At 68.3% G+C, this 15,188-nt stretch carries 12 protein-coding genes; 6 read left to right on the top strand and 6 right to left on the bottom strand.

Translation table 11 applies throughout. The features are described from left to right. Nucleotides 1-47: 47 nt before the first annotated feature. The 3 genes from U9J23_RS10425 to U9J23_RS10415 all read left to right on the top strand — a co-directional run bounded on the left by U9J23_RS10425 (nt 48) and on the right by U9J23_RS10415 (nt 3,486). Nucleotides 48-623: a DUF3000 domain-containing protein gene (locus U9J23_RS10425; protein ID WP_026061620.1), complete on the top strand. Its 576-nt coding sequence runs from the start codon at nt 48-50 to the stop codon at nt 621-623. Nucleotides 624-674: 51 nt separating this feature from the next. Then, entirely contained in the window at nt 675-2,117 is a 1,443-nt protein-coding gene (locus tag U9J23_RS10420; RefSeq protein ID WP_106199952.1) for a WS/DGAT/MGAT family O-acyltransferase, read from the top strand. Nucleotides 2,118-2,232: 115 nt separating this feature from the next. Beyond that, nucleotides 2,233-3,486 carry an HRDC domain-containing protein gene (locus U9J23_RS10415; protein WP_059381300.1) on the top strand — a complete coding sequence of 418 codons (1,254 nt, stop codon included), beginning with the start codon at nt 2,233-2,235 and terminating at the stop codon, nt 3,484-3,486. 45 nt (nt 3,487-3,531) lie between these two features. On the opposite strand, the gene U9J23_RS10410 is transcribed toward U9J23_RS10415, so the two are convergent. Continuing rightward, nucleotides 3,532-4,332, bottom strand: coding sequence for an oxygenase MpaB family protein (locus U9J23_RS10410; protein WP_261379167.1), 801 nt, complete (start codon nt 4,330-4,332; stop codon nt 3,532-3,534). Between the two features lie 287 nt (nt 4,333-4,619). Here U9J23_RS10410 and U9J23_RS10405 point away from each other — a divergent pair, with 287 nt between their 5' ends. After that, on the top strand, nt 4,620-6,017 hold the full coding sequence (locus tag U9J23_RS10405) for a sugar porter family MFS transporter (protein WP_088898189.1): 1,398 nt from the start codon (nt 4,620-4,622) through the stop codon (nt 6,015-6,017). Nucleotides 6,018-6,096: 79 nt separating this feature from the next. Here the strand turns inward: U9J23_RS10405 and dxs are convergent, their stop codons facing one another. From dxs to U9J23_RS10380, 5 genes are all read right to left on the bottom strand, one after another. Further along, nucleotides 6,097-8,040 carry a 1-deoxy-D-xylulose-5-phosphate synthase gene (gene dxs / locus U9J23_RS10400; protein ID WP_272266500.1) on the bottom strand — a complete coding sequence of 648 codons (1,944 nt, stop codon included), beginning with the start codon at nt 8,038-8,040 and terminating at the stop codon, nt 6,097-6,099. A gap of 159 nt (nt 8,041-8,199) precedes the next feature. Further along, entirely contained in the window at nt 8,200-9,795 is a 1,596-nt protein-coding gene (locus U9J23_RS10395; RefSeq protein WP_059381296.1) for an MDR family MFS transporter, read from the bottom strand. Further along, on the bottom strand, nt 9,792-10,250 hold the full coding sequence (locus tag U9J23_RS10390) for a MarR family winged helix-turn-helix transcriptional regulator (protein ID WP_059381295.1): 459 nt from the start codon (nt 10,248-10,250) through the stop codon (nt 9,792-9,794). The genes U9J23_RS10395 and U9J23_RS10390 overlap by 4 nt, the downstream gene beginning before the upstream one ends. 148 nt (nt 10,251-10,398) lie before the next feature. Continuing rightward, on the bottom strand, nt 10,399-11,682 hold the full coding sequence (locus tag U9J23_RS10385; protein ID WP_326602580.1) for a class I SAM-dependent RNA methyltransferase: 1,284 nt from the start codon (nt 11,680-11,682) through the stop codon (nt 10,399-10,401). Continuing rightward, nucleotides 11,679-13,676 (bottom strand): APC family permease, encoded by a 1,998-nt coding sequence (locus tag U9J23_RS10380; RefSeq protein ID WP_059381293.1) that lies wholly within the window; start codon nt 13,674-13,676, stop codon nt 11,679-11,681. The genes U9J23_RS10385 and U9J23_RS10380 overlap by 4 nt, the downstream gene beginning before the upstream one ends. 139 nt (nt 13,677-13,815) lie before the next feature. Here U9J23_RS10380 and U9J23_RS10375 point away from each other — a divergent pair, with 139 nt between their 5' ends. Then, the gene (locus U9J23_RS10375; RefSeq protein ID WP_059381292.1) at nt 13,816-14,481 is read left to right on the top strand and encodes a potassium channel family protein; all 666 of its coding nucleotides are present in this window, start codon (nt 13,816-13,818) and stop codon (nt 14,479-14,481) included. 25 nt (nt 14,482-14,506) lie between these two features. Next, nucleotides 14,507-15,160 (top strand): potassium channel family protein, encoded by a 654-nt coding sequence (locus U9J23_RS10370; protein ID WP_085468056.1) that lies wholly within the window; start codon nt 14,507-14,509, stop codon nt 15,158-15,160. Nucleotides 15,161-15,188 lie beyond the last annotated feature (28 nt).

Here is a 15,188-nt window from a genome sequence, read left to right as displayed (position 1 = left end):
GGCGCGCCTCCCGCGTGCGGTGCGTCACCGGCACTAACCTCCGCTCGGTGACCACCTCGCCCGCCGAGCCGGCCCGCTTCCGTTCCGCAGTCGATGCGATGAACGCGGCCACCGTGCGCCCGGAGATCGAGGTCGGGCCGATCCGGCCCCCGCAACGGCTCGCGCCCTACAGCTACGCGCTGGGCGCCGAGGTCCTGCACGACGAGACCGACCGTGTGCCCGAGCAGTCCGAGGGCGACGCGTTCGGCCGCCTCATCCTTCTCTACGACCCCGACGGCGACGAGGCGTGGCACGGAACCACCCGGCTCGTCTCGTACATCCAGGCCGACGTCGACGAGAGCCTGGCAGCGGACTCGCTGCTGCCGGAGGTCGCGTGGAGTTGGCTCGTCGACGCCCTTGCCGCGCACGGTGAACCGCTCACGGCGCTGGGCGGCACCGTGACGGCGACGACCTCCGTGCGGTTCGGGGACATCGCGGGCCCGGGACGCGCCCACCAACTGGAACTGCGCGCGTCGTGGACCCCGCAGTCCGACATGCTGACCCCACACGTGGAGGCGTTCTGTGACGTCCTCGCATATGCCGCGGGTCTGCCTCCGGCGGGGGTTGCGCGACTCCAGCGGTGAAAACCGCTGCAATCCGACCGGATTTCTAGAACCTGTTCTACTCTTGGTTCCATGCAGCGTCTCAGCGGGCTCGATGCCGGTTTCCTCTATCTCGAGACCCCAAGTCAGCTCCTCCACATCTGCGGGCTGATCGTGCTGGATCCGTCCACCGTCCCGGGCGGCTACGACTACGTGAGCCTGCGCAACGAACTCGAAGCGCGCCTCACCGCCGTACCCCAGTTCCGGATGAAGCTCGCCGACAGCAGGTTCAACCTCGACCATCCGGTCTGGGTCGACGACCACGACTTCGACCTCGACCGGCACGTCCACCACGTCGGCGTACCCGCCCCGGGCGGCCGGACCGAGCTCGCGGAGCTGTGCGGACACATCGCCGCGCAACCCCTGGATCGCTCCCGGCCACTGTGGGAGATGTGGTTCGTCGACGGTCTCGACGACGGCAGGATCGCCGTCATCGCGAAGATGCACCACGCCGGGGTGGACGGGGTCTCCGGTGCCGCACTCATCGCGCAGCTGTGCAGCCTCGACCCGGCCGATCCCCGGCCCGAACCGGTGCAGTGGGGTGCCGGCGACGCGAACGATCTCGCCATCGCGATCGCCGGAGCCCTCAACGTCGCCCGCCGGCCCCTCCATCTGCTGCGGATCCTTCCCGGCGCGGTCACATCGCTGACCTCGTGGATCGCCCGCGCCCGACGCGGTGACGCCATGCCCGCGCCGTTCACGGCGCCGCGCACCCCGTTCAACTCCACCATCACCGGACACCGCAACGTCGGCTTCGCCGAGCTGAACCTCGACGACGTGAAGCTGGTGAAGAACGTCTTCGGCGTCACCGTCAACGACGTGGTGATGGCGGTGTGCGCCGGCGCGCTACGCCGATATCTGGAGCGGCGCGGCGAGCTGCCCGACTCCCCGCTCATCGGGATGATCCCGGTCTCGGTCCACGGCAGGTCGGATCGGCCGGGACGCAACCAGGTCTCGGCGATGTTCGCCGACCTCCACACCCACATCGCCGACCCCGCAGAGCGGCTGCGGGCACTCTCGGAAGCGAACGCGGTGGCCAAGGAACACAACGCCGACCTCGGCGCGAACCTGCTGCAGGACTGGTCCCAGTTCCTCGGCGCGGCCGTGTTCGCCCCCGCGATGCGCGCCTACGCCGGACTGCGGCTCGCCGACCGGCATCCGGTGATCCACAACCTCGTGATCTCCAACGTGCCCGGACCTGCCGTGCCGCTGTACTTCCTGGGCGCCCGCATGACGGCGATGTACCCCTTCGGACCGATCTTCCACGGCGCGGCGCTCAACATCACGGTGCTCTCCCTCGACGGCAGGCTCGACATCGGTCTGATCTCGTGTCCCGATCTCGTTCCCGACCTGTGGGAACTCGTCGACGACTTCTCCCCCGCCCTCGAGGACCTCATCCTCGCGGCCGGCGCGGAGAACGACGACATCCTCGCATCGGATGCGGAGCGCGACGATGTCGTCTCGCAGGAGAGGTGACGGCGTCCCGAGGGGAGTTCGCGAGACGTCGAGCGGGTCCGTGCGTGTCCACCGATCGGACGTTCCGGACAGGAACGGAATTGCACACGGGGACGACACCGCTAGAGTCACGCCCATGCCGGCACAGAACGACGAGGACGAGCAGAAGAGCACGAGCGTGACCACGGTGCCGCTCCTCGAACCCCGCGACGGCGTCCCGGAGGTCGTCACCACGGCGCGCGGGGTCGCCGACGCGGCAGCGATGCTCGCGCAGGGACACGGCCCGCTCGCCGTCGACGCCGAACGCGCATCGGGCTACCGCTACTCCGCGCGCGCCTATCTCGTACAGCTCCGTCGTGACGGCGCCGGCACGGTGCTGCTCGATCCCATTCCCACGCGGGACGACCTCGCTCCCCTGGCCGAGGTGATCAACGACCTCGAATGGGTCCTGCATTCCGCCGACCAGGATCTCCCCGGCCTGGCCGAACTCGGGCTCCGCCCGGCGAAGTTGTACGACACCGAACTCGCCGGTCGTCTCGCCGGATTCCCCCGCGTCGGTCTCGCCGCGATCGTGGCCGAGACCCTCGGCCTCGAGCTGCGCAAGGGCCACGGTGCGGCGGACTGGTCGACGCGACCGCTCCCCGACTCGTGGCTCAACTACGCCGCGCTGGACGTCGAACCGCTCGTGGAACTCCGCGACGCGATGGCGCGCGAACTCGAGCAGCAGAACAAGACCGAGTGGGCCGCCCAGGAATTCGAGCACATCCGGCTCGCGGGGCCGCCCGCTCCGAAGCCCGACCGGTGGCGGCGGACGTCCAAGATCCACGCGATCAAGGACCGGCGTCGCCTCGCGATCGTCCGGGAACTGTGGACCACGCGCGACGAGATCGCCGCCCGACGCGACATCGCGCCGGGGCGCATCCTTCCCGACTCCGCGATCATCGCCGCCGCGGAGGCGAATCCCACCACCATCGAACAGTTGCAGAAGCTTCCGGTCTTCGGTGGTCCGCGGCAGCGGCGTTCCTCGCGCGCGTGGCTCAACGCGATCGAGCGGGCCCGTGCACTGCCGGAGGACCGGCTCCCACCCCTCACGCCGCCGCTGACCGGGCCTCCCCCTGCCGGTCGATGGTCGCGTCACCACCCCGAGGAGGCCGCACGTCTCGCCCTCGCGCGCGGCGAACTTGCCGCTCTGAGCGAGGAAGTCGCCGTTCCCGTGGAGAACCTGGTGAGTCCCGAGCTCGTTCGGCGCCTGTGCTGGGACTGGGACGTCTCCGACGGGGTCGACGTCGAGGAGTACATCGAAGGCCGCTTCGCCGAGGGCGGGGCACGGCCGTGGCAGCGCGCGCTGACCGTGCCGCGACTGGCGAAGGCCCTCACGGCGGAGAACTGATCCCCGTCCCTCCTGCGCGTTGCCGGATTCCGGCGCTGCCGCGTCCTAGGCAGCAGCGTGCGCGGACACACCAGAGAACCTCGTGCGCGCATCGCGCAGGACGAGCTTCATGGGCAGGTGCCGTGCCGCCATGGGCAGTGCCCGGTAGACGGGCACCGCGATCCGCATGAGGCGATCGAACCACCGCTGGTGGCTATCGGTCCACGTGAAGCCGTAGGCCTCCCGGATACGGGGATCGAGCATACCCAGGGTGAAGAACCTGGTGAGCGCCATCGCCGGCCGGACGACGATCGGCAACTCGCCCCCGGAGAGCAGGGCGCGCGCGTAGGAACGAACGGTCTCGTCGATCTCGAGATCGTCGACGACGCTGTGCCAGTAGGCATCGAACGCGTCGAGGTCGGCGGGCCACATCTCCTCAGGTACCTGCAGCGATGTGCCGTAGACCGCGAACTCGCGGTACAGCCGTTCGGCCTCGGCCCGATCGAGGCGGCCGAAGAACCGCTCGTACACGTCGCGGCCGCCGTGGAACATCACTGCGGCGATCCACAACTGGAGCTTCGGATCGAAGGCGTTGTATCCGTCGGCGCGAACCGGTGCGTGTGCGCGGTTGACGAAGCGCACCACCCTGCGCCGTTCCTCGTCGTCGCCGAACGCCACGAGGAAGATATACGCGCTCGTGTTCCGGAAACGTGTGACGGGATCGATGAGCGCCTTGCTGTGTTCCACCACACCGTGCCCCACCGGAGGCAGAGCGATCTCCATGAGGAACCTCCGGGGAGAGGTCAGAAGGAACGCCGCTTCACCCACCACACCCTGCACCGTTGCGTCCGGTCGTCGCCGAGTCATGGAACGAGACTGTATTCCCAGATCACACAGTGTCAAGCAGAGGTCCTCACCGGACGGGAACGTCGCAGGCAGAACGACGGTGCGGAGAGAATATTTCTTAACTTCCTGCCCGCTCGGAGGCGTCGTCACACACCGTGGATGTCCCGTCCGGAGTCCGCCCTGTGGGCGAGTTCTCGCCGGAAACGTCGAGTCGGCCGTTCACCCCGGCGTAATGTTCCCCTGAAGAAAACACACTGTGTCCAGCCCTTTTCCCGCCCTCGCGGCCAGTCCCATCCAGGAGTTCCTCGGTGACCCAACCATCGACCGCACACGCCGCGAAAGTCATCGCCGTGACCGTCGCGGCAGCCGTGGGCGGTTTCCTGTTCGGCTTCGACAGCTCGGTCATCAACGGCGCCGTCGACTCCATCCAGGACAACTTCGCGCTCAGTTCGTTCGTGACCGGTTTCGCCGTCGCCATCGCCCTGCTCGGCTGTGCCGTCGGCGCATGGTTCGCCGGACGCCTCGCCGACAGTTGGGGCCGCAAGCGCGTGATGCTCCTCGGCTCCGCCCTGTTCGTCATCTCGTCGATCGGGTCCGGTCTGGCCTTCAGCGTTCCAGATCTCATGCTGTGGCGCGTGCTCGGCGGCCTCGGCATCGGTATCGCCTCGGTCATCGCACCCACCTACATCTCCGAGATCGCACCCGCCCGCTACCGCGGTGCGCTCGCATCGCTGCAGCAGCTCGCCATCACCCTCGGCATCTTCGCGGCCCTGCTGTCCGACGCGGTCCTGCAGAACGCCGCCGGTGGAGCGTCGAACGAGCTGTGGTGGAATCTCGAGGCCTGGCGGTGGATGTTCCTCGTCGGCGTCGCGCCCGCCGTCCTCTACGGCGTACTGGCGCTGACGATCCCGGAGTCGCCCCGCTATCTCGTCGGCAAGGACATGGACGAAGAGGCCGCGGCCGTGCTGGCCAACGTCACGGGCGAACTCCGGCCCGACGAGCGTGTCCGCGAGATCCGGCTGACGCTGCGGCGGGAGTCGAAGGCGTCCTTCGGCGACATCCGCGGCCCGGTCTTCGGTCTGCAGCCGCTGGTGTGGGTCGGCATCACGATGGCCGTCTTCCAGCAGTTCGTCGGTATCAACGCGATCTTCTACTACTCGACGACCCTGTGGAAGTCGGTGGGCTTCACCGAGAACCAGTCGTTCACGACGTCGGTGATCACGGCCGTGATCAACGTGCTCATGACGTTCGTCGCGATCCTGTTCGTCGACAAGATCGGCCGCCGTCCGCTGTTGATGACCGGTTCGATCGGCATGTTCGTCAGCCTGTTGCTCGCCGCGATCGCCTTCTCGCAGGCGGTCGGCAGCGGTGAGGACGTCGAACTGCCGGCACCGTGGGGGGCGCTCGCGCTCGTCGGCGCGAACGCCTTCGTGATCTTCTTCGCTGCCACCTGGGGCCCGATCATGTGGGTGATGCTCGGCGAGATGTTCCCGAACCGCATGCGCGCAGTGGCCCTCGGCATCAGCACCGCCGCCAACTGGGTCGCGAATTTCACGGTGACGCTGGCGTTCCCGCCGCTCACCTCCGCGGTCGGACTGTGGTTCCTGTACGGACTGTTCGCGTTCTTCGCCCTGCTGTCGTTCTTCTTCGTCAAGTCGAGGATTCCCGAGACCAAGGGCATGGAACTCGAGGAGATGCAGAGCTAGTCGATACAGACGCGAGGGGCGGTATCCGGATCACCGGATACCGCCCCTCGTGTCTGTGTGTACCTGGGTCCGGCCGGACTCAGCCCGCTTCGCGGTCGGACTGCTCGACCGCCGAGGGGCGCGACCGTTCCTCGGGTTCGCTGTCCAGGCCGGCGACCCAACCGGTGACCTGACGCGCCACGTCCTGGGCCGTCAGACCGAGTTCGGCGTGGATCTCGTTGCGGGAGGCGTGATCGAGGAACTTCTGCGGCACCCCGAGATCGCGCGTGGGCACGTCGACGTCGTTGCGGCGCAACGCGGCGGAGACCGCCGAGCCGACACCACCGTGGAGGCCGCTGTCCTCGATCGTGACGACGATCCGGAAGCCACGGGCGAGGTCGACCACCGCGTCGGGCACCGGGAACACCCACCGCGGGTCGACGACGGCAGCGTCGATGCCCTGCTTGGAGAGACGATCGGCGACGTCGAGCGCGAGACCGGCGAAGGCACCGACCGCGACGATCAGTGCGTCGCCGCGACGCGATGGCGGCATCCGCAGCACGTCGACGGTGCCGTCGAGACGCTCGATCGCCGGGATGTCTTCTCCCACCGAGCCTTTGGGGAAGCGGAGGACGGTCGGTCCGTCGGAGACGTCGAGCGCCTCACCGAGTTCCTCGCGCAGCGTCGCCCCGTCGCGTGGAGCGGCGACCCGGATGCCGGGGACGATGCCCAGCAAGGACAGATCCCACATGCCGTTGTGGCTGGCGCCGTCGGAGCCCGTCACACCCGCACGGTCGAGCACCACGGTGACCGGCTGCTTCAGCAGCGCGACGTCCATGAGCAGCTGGTCGAACGCCCGGTTGAGGAAGGTCGAGTAGACGGCGACGACGGGATGCATCCCGCCGAGCGCGAGACCTGCCGCCGAGGTCACCGCGTGCTGTTCGGCGATGCCGACGTCGAAGGTGCGATCGGGGAACCGTTCGCCGAACTTGGCGAGGCCGGTCGGCCCGGGCATCGCGGCGGTGATGGCCACGACGTCCTCCCGCTTCTCCCCCAGCGCGATGAGTTCGTCGGAGAAGACCGACGTCCAGTCGGGGGCGGAGGCGGACTTCGCGCGACCCGTGCGCGGATCCATCACGCCCGTGGCGTGCATCTGATCGGCGAGGTGGTTCTCGGCGGGCGCGTAGCCGGCTCCCTTGCGGGTGACGGCGTGGACCAGGACGGGGCCGCCGTACGCCTTCGCACGGCGCAGAGCGGATTCCATCGCCTGCTCGTCGTGCCCGTCGACGGGGCCGAGATACTTGATGCCCAGATCGGTGAAGAGCACCTGGGGGCTGACCGCGTCCTTCACGCCGGACTTCATGCCGTGCAGCACCGAGTAGGCCGCCGAGCCGATCCAGGGGATCCGCTTGACGATGCGCCGACTGTTGTCGAGCACCTTCTCGTAGCCGGGCTTGAGGCGTAGCGCCGCGAGGTGCTCGGCGAGACCGCCGATCGTGGGCGCGTAGGAGCGGCCGTTGTCGTTGACGACGATCACCATCGAGCGGTTCTGCCCGGCGGCGATGTTGTTGAGCGCCTCCCAGCACATACCACCGGTCAGCGCGCCGTCGCCCACCACGGCCACCACGGTCCGATCGGACTGTCCGGACAGCGAATAGGCCTTGGCGAGTCCGTCGGCGTACGACAGGGCCGCCGAGGCGTGCGACGACTCGATCCAGTCGTGTTCGCTCTCCGCGCGGCACGGGTAGCCGGACAACCCGCCCTTCTGCCGGAGACTGTCGAACTCGTCGCGACGACCGGTGAGGATCTTGTGGACGTAGGCCTGGTGACCGGTGTCGAAGAGGATCGGGTCGCGTGGCGAATCGAACACCCGGTGCAGAGCGATGGTCAGCTCGACGACGCCGAGATTGGGCCCGAGGTGACCGCCGGTCGCCGCGACCTTCTCGACCAGGAATTCCCGAATCTCCCCCGCGAGCTCGGTGAGCTCCACAGGGGAGAGTCGACGTAGATCGTCGGGCGACTGGATGCGGGACAGAACACCCAACTGGAACAGCTCCCTCCGGCTCGTGGCTCACGCTCGTCGCGCGAGTGATTTCCTCAGTCTACGGAGCGCAGGAACGGAGCGTCTCCCGCCACCGACTCGCTTCCGCGTGATCTCCTGGTCACCGGCGGACGGATCGTCTGCCGGTGAGCGAGGTCACCCTCACGAGGAGATGTCGGCGCGATCGGCCGGCGACTTCTCCTCGACGAGGTCGATGGTGGTGCGCAACGCCTGGTTCGGAATCAGCACCACTGCCACCAGGGTAACGACCGCGAACGCCGCCGCTACGAGGAAGAGGGTCGCCGTCGCGTCGCCGTAGGCGGCACGGATGACTTCCGCCACCGGTTCGGGAAGCTGGGAGAAGTCGAGGGTCCCGCCCGATCCACCGCCGGAGGTGTCGACACCGAGCTTCGCGAGGCCGTCGGCGGAGATCGTCGCGACACGGGACGCGAGGATCGAACCGAGCACCGACACACCGATCGCGCCACCGAAGGTACGGAAGAAGGCGACCGAGCTGCTCGCGGCGCCGATGTTGCGCACGCTGACGGTGTTCTGCACGGCGAGGACGAGGTTCTGCATCAGCATGCCGGTGCCCAGACCCACGATCGCGATGTACACGCTGATCAGCGTGAGCGAGGTGAGGTGGTCGACGGTGCCGAGCAGGCCGAAGCCGACCATCTGCAGGATCGCGCCGCCGATCAGGAAGCCCTTCCACTTGCCGAAGCGCGTGATGAGCTGACCGGAGAGCATCGACGAGACGAGCGTGCCGGCGACCATCGGGATGGTGAGCAGACCCGCGACCGTCGGGCTGTAGGCCCGCGAGGTCTGGAAGTACTGACCGAGGAAGGTGGTGGCACCGAACAGGCCGATACCGACTGCCACGGACGCGATGATCGCGAGGCCGGTGGTGCGTTCGGTGACGATCTTCAGCGGGATGATCGGATCGGCGACCTTGGACTCGACGATCAGCGTCGCGACGAGCAGGACGATGCCGGCACCGACGTAGAGGGCGGACTCGACCGAGAACCACTCGTAGTAGTCGGCCTTACCGGCGAAGGAGACCCAGACGAGCAGGACACTCACGGCAGCGGTGATGAGCGTGGCACCGAACCAGTCGATGCTCACGTTCTCCTTGCGGACGGTCGCGACGTGCAGCGTGCGCTGCAGCAGGATCAGCGCGACGACCGCGATCGGCACGCAGACGTAGAAGCACCAGCGCCAGCCGAGGAGGTCGACGATGACACCACCGAGCACGGGTCCGCCCGACATCGCGACGGCCATGACGGCGCCCATGTAACCGGAGTACCGGCCACGCTGACGGGGCGGGATGATGCTGCCGATGATCGCGACGACGAGAGCGGTCAGACCGCCCATGCCGATGCCCTGGATCACGCGGGCGGCGAGCAGGACCGGCACGTTGTGCGCGATACCGGCCAGCACCGAGCCGATCACGAAGACCAGGATCCCGAGCTGGACGAGCAGCTTCTTGTTGAACAGGTCGGCGAACTTGCCCCAGATGGGCGTCGACGCGGCGTTCGCGAGCAGCGCCGTGGTGATGACCCAGGCGTACTGGGTCTGGGTGCCGTTCAGATCCGCGATGATCGTCGGCAGAGCGGTCGAGACGATGGTGCTGCTCAGCAGCGCCGTGAAGAGAGCCGCGAGGAGGCCCGACAGCACGACGAGGATCTCGCGGTGCGTCATCTGCTCCTCGGCTGCCGGAGCATCCGGCTGCGCTCCCGATCCGGAGACTGTGGTCATGAATTGGTCCTTCGAGTATCGATGACGAGCGGAGCCAGGGACGAGGTGAGACGTTCGAGCGTCGTGATGGCGCCCGCGATCTCGTCCTCGTGCCAGTCCGCGAGTTCTGCGGAGAGCCGTTCGGTCCGGCGCTTCTTCACGAGTTCGAGGATCTCGATACCCGCGACCGAACAACTCACCCGGTGAGCGCGACGATCGTCGGGATCGGGATGTCGATCCACGAGGCCGCGCTCGACGAGTTCGGCGATCTGTCTGCTCAACGACGACTGGCTGACGCACATTTCGACGGCGAGCTCGCTGGGGCGGCACTCCCCCATCCGCGCGAGCACGAACAGCACCGCGACGAGCGCGGAAGGAAGCACATCGGTGTCGTGGTGCACGAGTGCACCACGCAGCGTGCGACCGAACATGAAGATGGCGTCGGCGAGTTCGTGGGCCTGAGCCTTTTCCGGCACAGCGAACCTCCGTCGGAATGAACTAATTGATTACGTCATGCAACTATACAGATTAGTTGCGTACTACAAGCAATCTCTTTCTCATGTCACACCGACTACCCGGATGCGATCCCCGTCACACCCCCCGAGAGGTGCGACGGGAACCGGTTCAACGGGTGAACAGACCGATGCATTCCACGTGATGGGTGGAGGGGAACGCCGCGAAGGCCCGGACGTCCGCCAACTCGAATCCGTGATCCCGGTACAGACCCACATCACGGCCGAAGGACGCGGGATCGCAGCCCACATGGACGATCCGGCGCGGTCCCGCTGCGGCCACGGCGGCCACCACGTCCCTGCCCGCCCCCGCGCGGGGCGGGTCGAGGACGACCACCTCGGGAGCCGGCAGATCGGGGATCACCCGCTCCACGCGCCCGTGACGGAAGGACACCTGACCGAGGTCGGCGAGCGCCTCGATCCCGTCGTCGACGGCGGTCTTCGACGACTCCACCGACACCACCCGACCGGACGGACCGACCTGCTCGGCGAGCACGGCCGCGAAGACCCCCACTCCGCCGTACAGATCCCACGCCGTCGCGCCTTCCGATGCCTGCGCCCAGTCGGCCACCGCCGCCGAATAGGTCGACGCAGCGCCGCGATGGGCCTGCCAGAAACCGGTCGGCGCCAACCGCCATTCGCGCTCGCCGACCCGCTCGACCACACGTCCCGGGCCTTCGATCACCTTCTCCGGCCGGGGCGCGTTCACCGCCGCCCGACGCGACGCAGCGCCACGCCGGCCCTGCCGTCGGGCACCACCCGAGAGAACGGGAGGTGCGATCTCCACCACGTGCCGGCGGCCGTCCGCGTCGAGCACGACCTGCAGCTCCGCTCCGGGCTGCCACACACGATCGGCGAGACCGACGTAGGCGTGCGGATCGATCTGCGGGCACGCCAGTTCCGGGACGACCTCGTTGCTGCGGTACCGGCGGTATCCCGGGTTCCCCACCACGTCCACCGCGAGCCGGACCCGGGTGCGCCACAGGGTGCCGTTGGACGCACCACCCGGCACCTCCTCGACGGTCACCTCCCGGTCCACCCCACCGAGCCGGCGCAGTTGCTCGGCCACCACCGCACCCGTGAACCGGCGTTGCGCCTCGACGGTCATGTGCGAGAGGTCGCAGCAACCCGCTCCTCCCGGACCGGAGATCGGGCACACCCGATCGACGCGGTCCTCGGACGTCTCGAGCACGTCCTCCACGTCGGCGAAGCAGAACGACCCGCCCCGGTCCTCGGTCACGCGAGCGAAGACCCGCTCCCCCGGCAGTCCGTGCCGCACGAACACGACGCGTCCCTCGAACCGCGCGACACACGCACCACCGTGGGCGGGGTTGCCGAGGACCACCTCGATCCTCCGGCCGGACCAATCCGTGCGCGGGTGTGCCTGACGATTCACCGCGGTTCCTCCTCGTTGTCGAACTGTCGATCCTGTCCGTTCGGGGTGGCCCGCCCCACCGCGCCGGCGTCCGCGGACGAGCGCAGCTGCCAGGGCACGCTCGTCACCATCACCCCCGGCTGGAAGAGGAGCCGGCTCTTGAGCCGCAGGGCACTCTGGTTGTGGAGCAGTTGCTCCCACCAGTGCCCCACCACGTATTCGGGGATGAAGACGGTCACGACGTCGCGGGGAGAATCGCGCCGCACGCGACGGACGTAGTCGAGGACGGGCCGCGTGATCTCCCGGTAGGGCGACTCGACGACCTTCAACGGCACGGTCAGATCACTCTTCTCCCACTCGAGTACGAGACGCCGTGTGCTCTCGTCGTCGACGTTCACGGTGATCGCCTCGAGGGTGTCGGGGCGGGTCGCCCGGGCGTAGGCGAGGGCGCGCATCGTGGGCAGGTGCAGGGTCGAGACGAGCACGATCGAATGGGTGCGGCTGGGCAGCACACCGTCCCAGTCCGCCCTCTCGAGTTCCGCAGCGACCGTGTCGTAGTGGTGCCGGATCGCCTTCATGAGCACGAACGCGACGATCATGGTCACCACCGCGATCCACGCCCCGGCGGCGAACTTGCCCGTCAGCACGACCAGCAGCACCACCGACGTGGAGACGCATCCGACGCCGTTGATCCACCGCGACCGCACCATGCGGCCCCGCGCCGACGGATCCGTCTCCGTGCCCAGTTCCCGCGTCCAGTGACGCACCATGCCGGCCTGCCCCAGGCTGAACGCGACGAACACACCCACGATGTACAACTGGATGAGCCGGGTGACCTCGGCCTCGAAGACCCACACGAAGACGATGGCGATCCCGGCGAGGAAGAGGATGCCGTTGCTGAAGGCGAGCCGGTCGCCGCGGGTGTGGAACTGACGCGGCAGGTAGCGGTTCTGCGCGAGAACCGAACCGAGCACCGGGAATCCGTTGAAGGCCGTGTTGGCGGCGAGCACGAGGATCACGGCGGTGACGATCGTGATCAGCACGAACGCGACCGGCACCCCGTCGAAGACGGTGTGCGCCAGCTGGGAGAGCAGCGTCTTCTGCTCGTAGCCCTCGGGTGCACCCCGCAGCTGGGTGGCGGGATGCTCGGCCACCACCACACCGAGCCGCTCGGCGAGGAAGACCACCCCGAGGAACAACGTGACGGCGATACCGCCGAGCACCAGCAGGGTCGTCGCGGCATTGCGCGCCTTCGGCTTCCGGAAGGCCGGCACACCCGTACTGATCGCCTCGACACCCGTCAGCGCCGCGCAACCGGACGAGAAGGCGCGCGCGAGCAGGAGGACGAAGGCGAGCGCGGTCAGATCCGTCTGCTCGGCGACGAGTTCGAAGTCCGCCGACTCCGCACGCAGATCGTCGCCCAGGACGAAGATCCGGAACAGTCCGGCCCCGAGCATCACCAGCATGCAGCCCACGAATGTGTAGGTGAGGACGGCGAACGCCCGGCCGGCGCGCCGGAGCCCGCGCAGGTTCACCGCGGTCAGCAACGCGATCGCGACGACGACGAAGAGCACCTTGTGCCGGGCGACGAACGGGACGGCCGATCCGACCGTCGCCGCCGCGGACGACAGCGACACCGCGACCGTCAGGACGTAGTCGACGAGCAGCGCACTGCCCACGGTCAGTCCTGCAGTGGGGCCGAGATTCTTCGTGGCCACCTCGTAGTCGCCACCGCCGGACGGATAGGCGCGCACGGTCTGGCGGTAACCGGCGATCACGATCACGAGCACGAAGGCGACCGCGAGACCGATCCACGGGGAGAAGGCATAAGCGGACAGCCCCGCAACGGAGAGGACGAGGAAGATCTCCTCGGGTGCGTAGGCGACCGACGACAGCGCGTCGGAGGCGAAGACGGGCAGTGCGGTGCGCTTGGGCAGCAACTCGTGCCCGAGAGTGTCGCTGCGGAAGGGACGACCCAGCACGAGCCGCTTAGCCGCGGTGGAAAGCTTGGACACGCGCAAAGCCTATGCGGTTCCGGCCCCGAAGTACCCCTCGGCCGGGTCACGACCTGTCGAAGATCGTCACGCGGTACCGTTCGGATCGGCGGTCCGCTGCGGTCCGTCTCGGAAAGATCGACCGGAACGGAGTCCACGGGTGTACGTGGTGGTGATGGGGTGCGGTCGGGTCGGTTCGGCGGTGGCCACCGCTCTCGTCCGGCTCGGTCACGAGGTCGCGGTTATCGACCGCGACGAGAGCGCGTTCGGACGACTCGGTCCCGATTTCCCCGGGCACACCGTGCTCGGCATGGGCTTCGACCGCGAAGTTCTGATCTCCGCCGGCATCGAACGAGCCGACGCCTTCGCGGCGGTCTCGTCCGGCGACAACTCGAACATCATCTCGACGCGCGTGGCCCGCGAGACCTTCGGCGTCGAACGCGTCGTCGCGAGGATCTACGACGCCAAGCGGGCCGCGGCGTACGAGCGGCTCGGCATCCCCACCGTGGCGACCGTGCCGTGGACCACCGACCGTTTCCTGCATGCGCTCACGCACGACAGCGAGACCGCCCGCTGGCGCGACCCCACCGGATCCGTCGCCATCGCCGAGGTGAACGTGCACGAGGGATGGGTCGGACGACGCGTCACCGACCTCGAGGAGGCCACGGGTTCGCGCGTCGCGTTCCTGATCCGGTTCGGCACCGGGCTGCTGCCCGACCGCAGGACCGTGCTGCAGGCCGACGATTCCGTCTACATCGCGGCCGTGTCCGGTTCGGTCTCGGAGGCGATCACGCGCGCCGAGAACCCGCCGGTCGACGAGAACTGACCCGTCCACCCGAGAGGAAGCCCACATGAAGGTGGCGATCGCCGGCGCCGGCGCGGTGGGGCGCTCGATAGCGCGGGAACTGCTGCGCAACGCCCACGAGGTGATGCTCATCGAACGCAAGCTCGACCACGTCGAACCCGAGTCCGTGCCGGACGCGACGTGGGTCCACGCCGACGCCTGCGAACTCAGCTCGCTCGAATCCACCGGACTCGAGCAGTACGACGTCGTGATCGCGGCGACGGGCGACGACAAGGCCAATCTGGTCCTCAGTCTGCTGGCGACCACCGAGTTCGGTGTCCCGCGGGTCGTGGCCCGCGTCAACGATCCCCGCAACGAGTGGTTGTTCGACGAATCGTGGGGTGTGGACGTCGCGGTGTCCACGCCGCGCATGCTCGCAGCGCTCGTCGAGGAGGCCGTCACCGTGGGCGATCTGGTGCGGCTGATGACGCTCCGCAAGGGTGCGAACCTGGTGGAGATCACTCTGCGCGACACCACCGCTCTCGCCGGGAAACCGGTTCGGAAACTGGAACTGCCGCGCGATACGGCGCTGGTGGCGATCCTGCGCGGCGGGCGTGTGATCGTCCCGCAGCCGGACGATCCGCTCGAGGGCGGGGACGAACTGCTGTTCGTCACGGCGGAGGACGTCGAGGACGATCTCCGGCAGGCGGTGAACCGCTAGTCGCGGAGGCAGTACCTACTGGTCGCAG

The sequence above is a fragment of the Rhodococcus sp. PD04 genome (genome assembly GCF_035918275.1).
Classification (GTDB): Bacteria; Actinomycetota; Actinomycetes; order Mycobacteriales; family Mycobacteriaceae; genus Rhodococcus; species Rhodococcus rhodochrous.
Note: the sequence above shows the minus strand (reverse complement) of the source record. Positions and strands in the feature narration are given on the sequence as shown.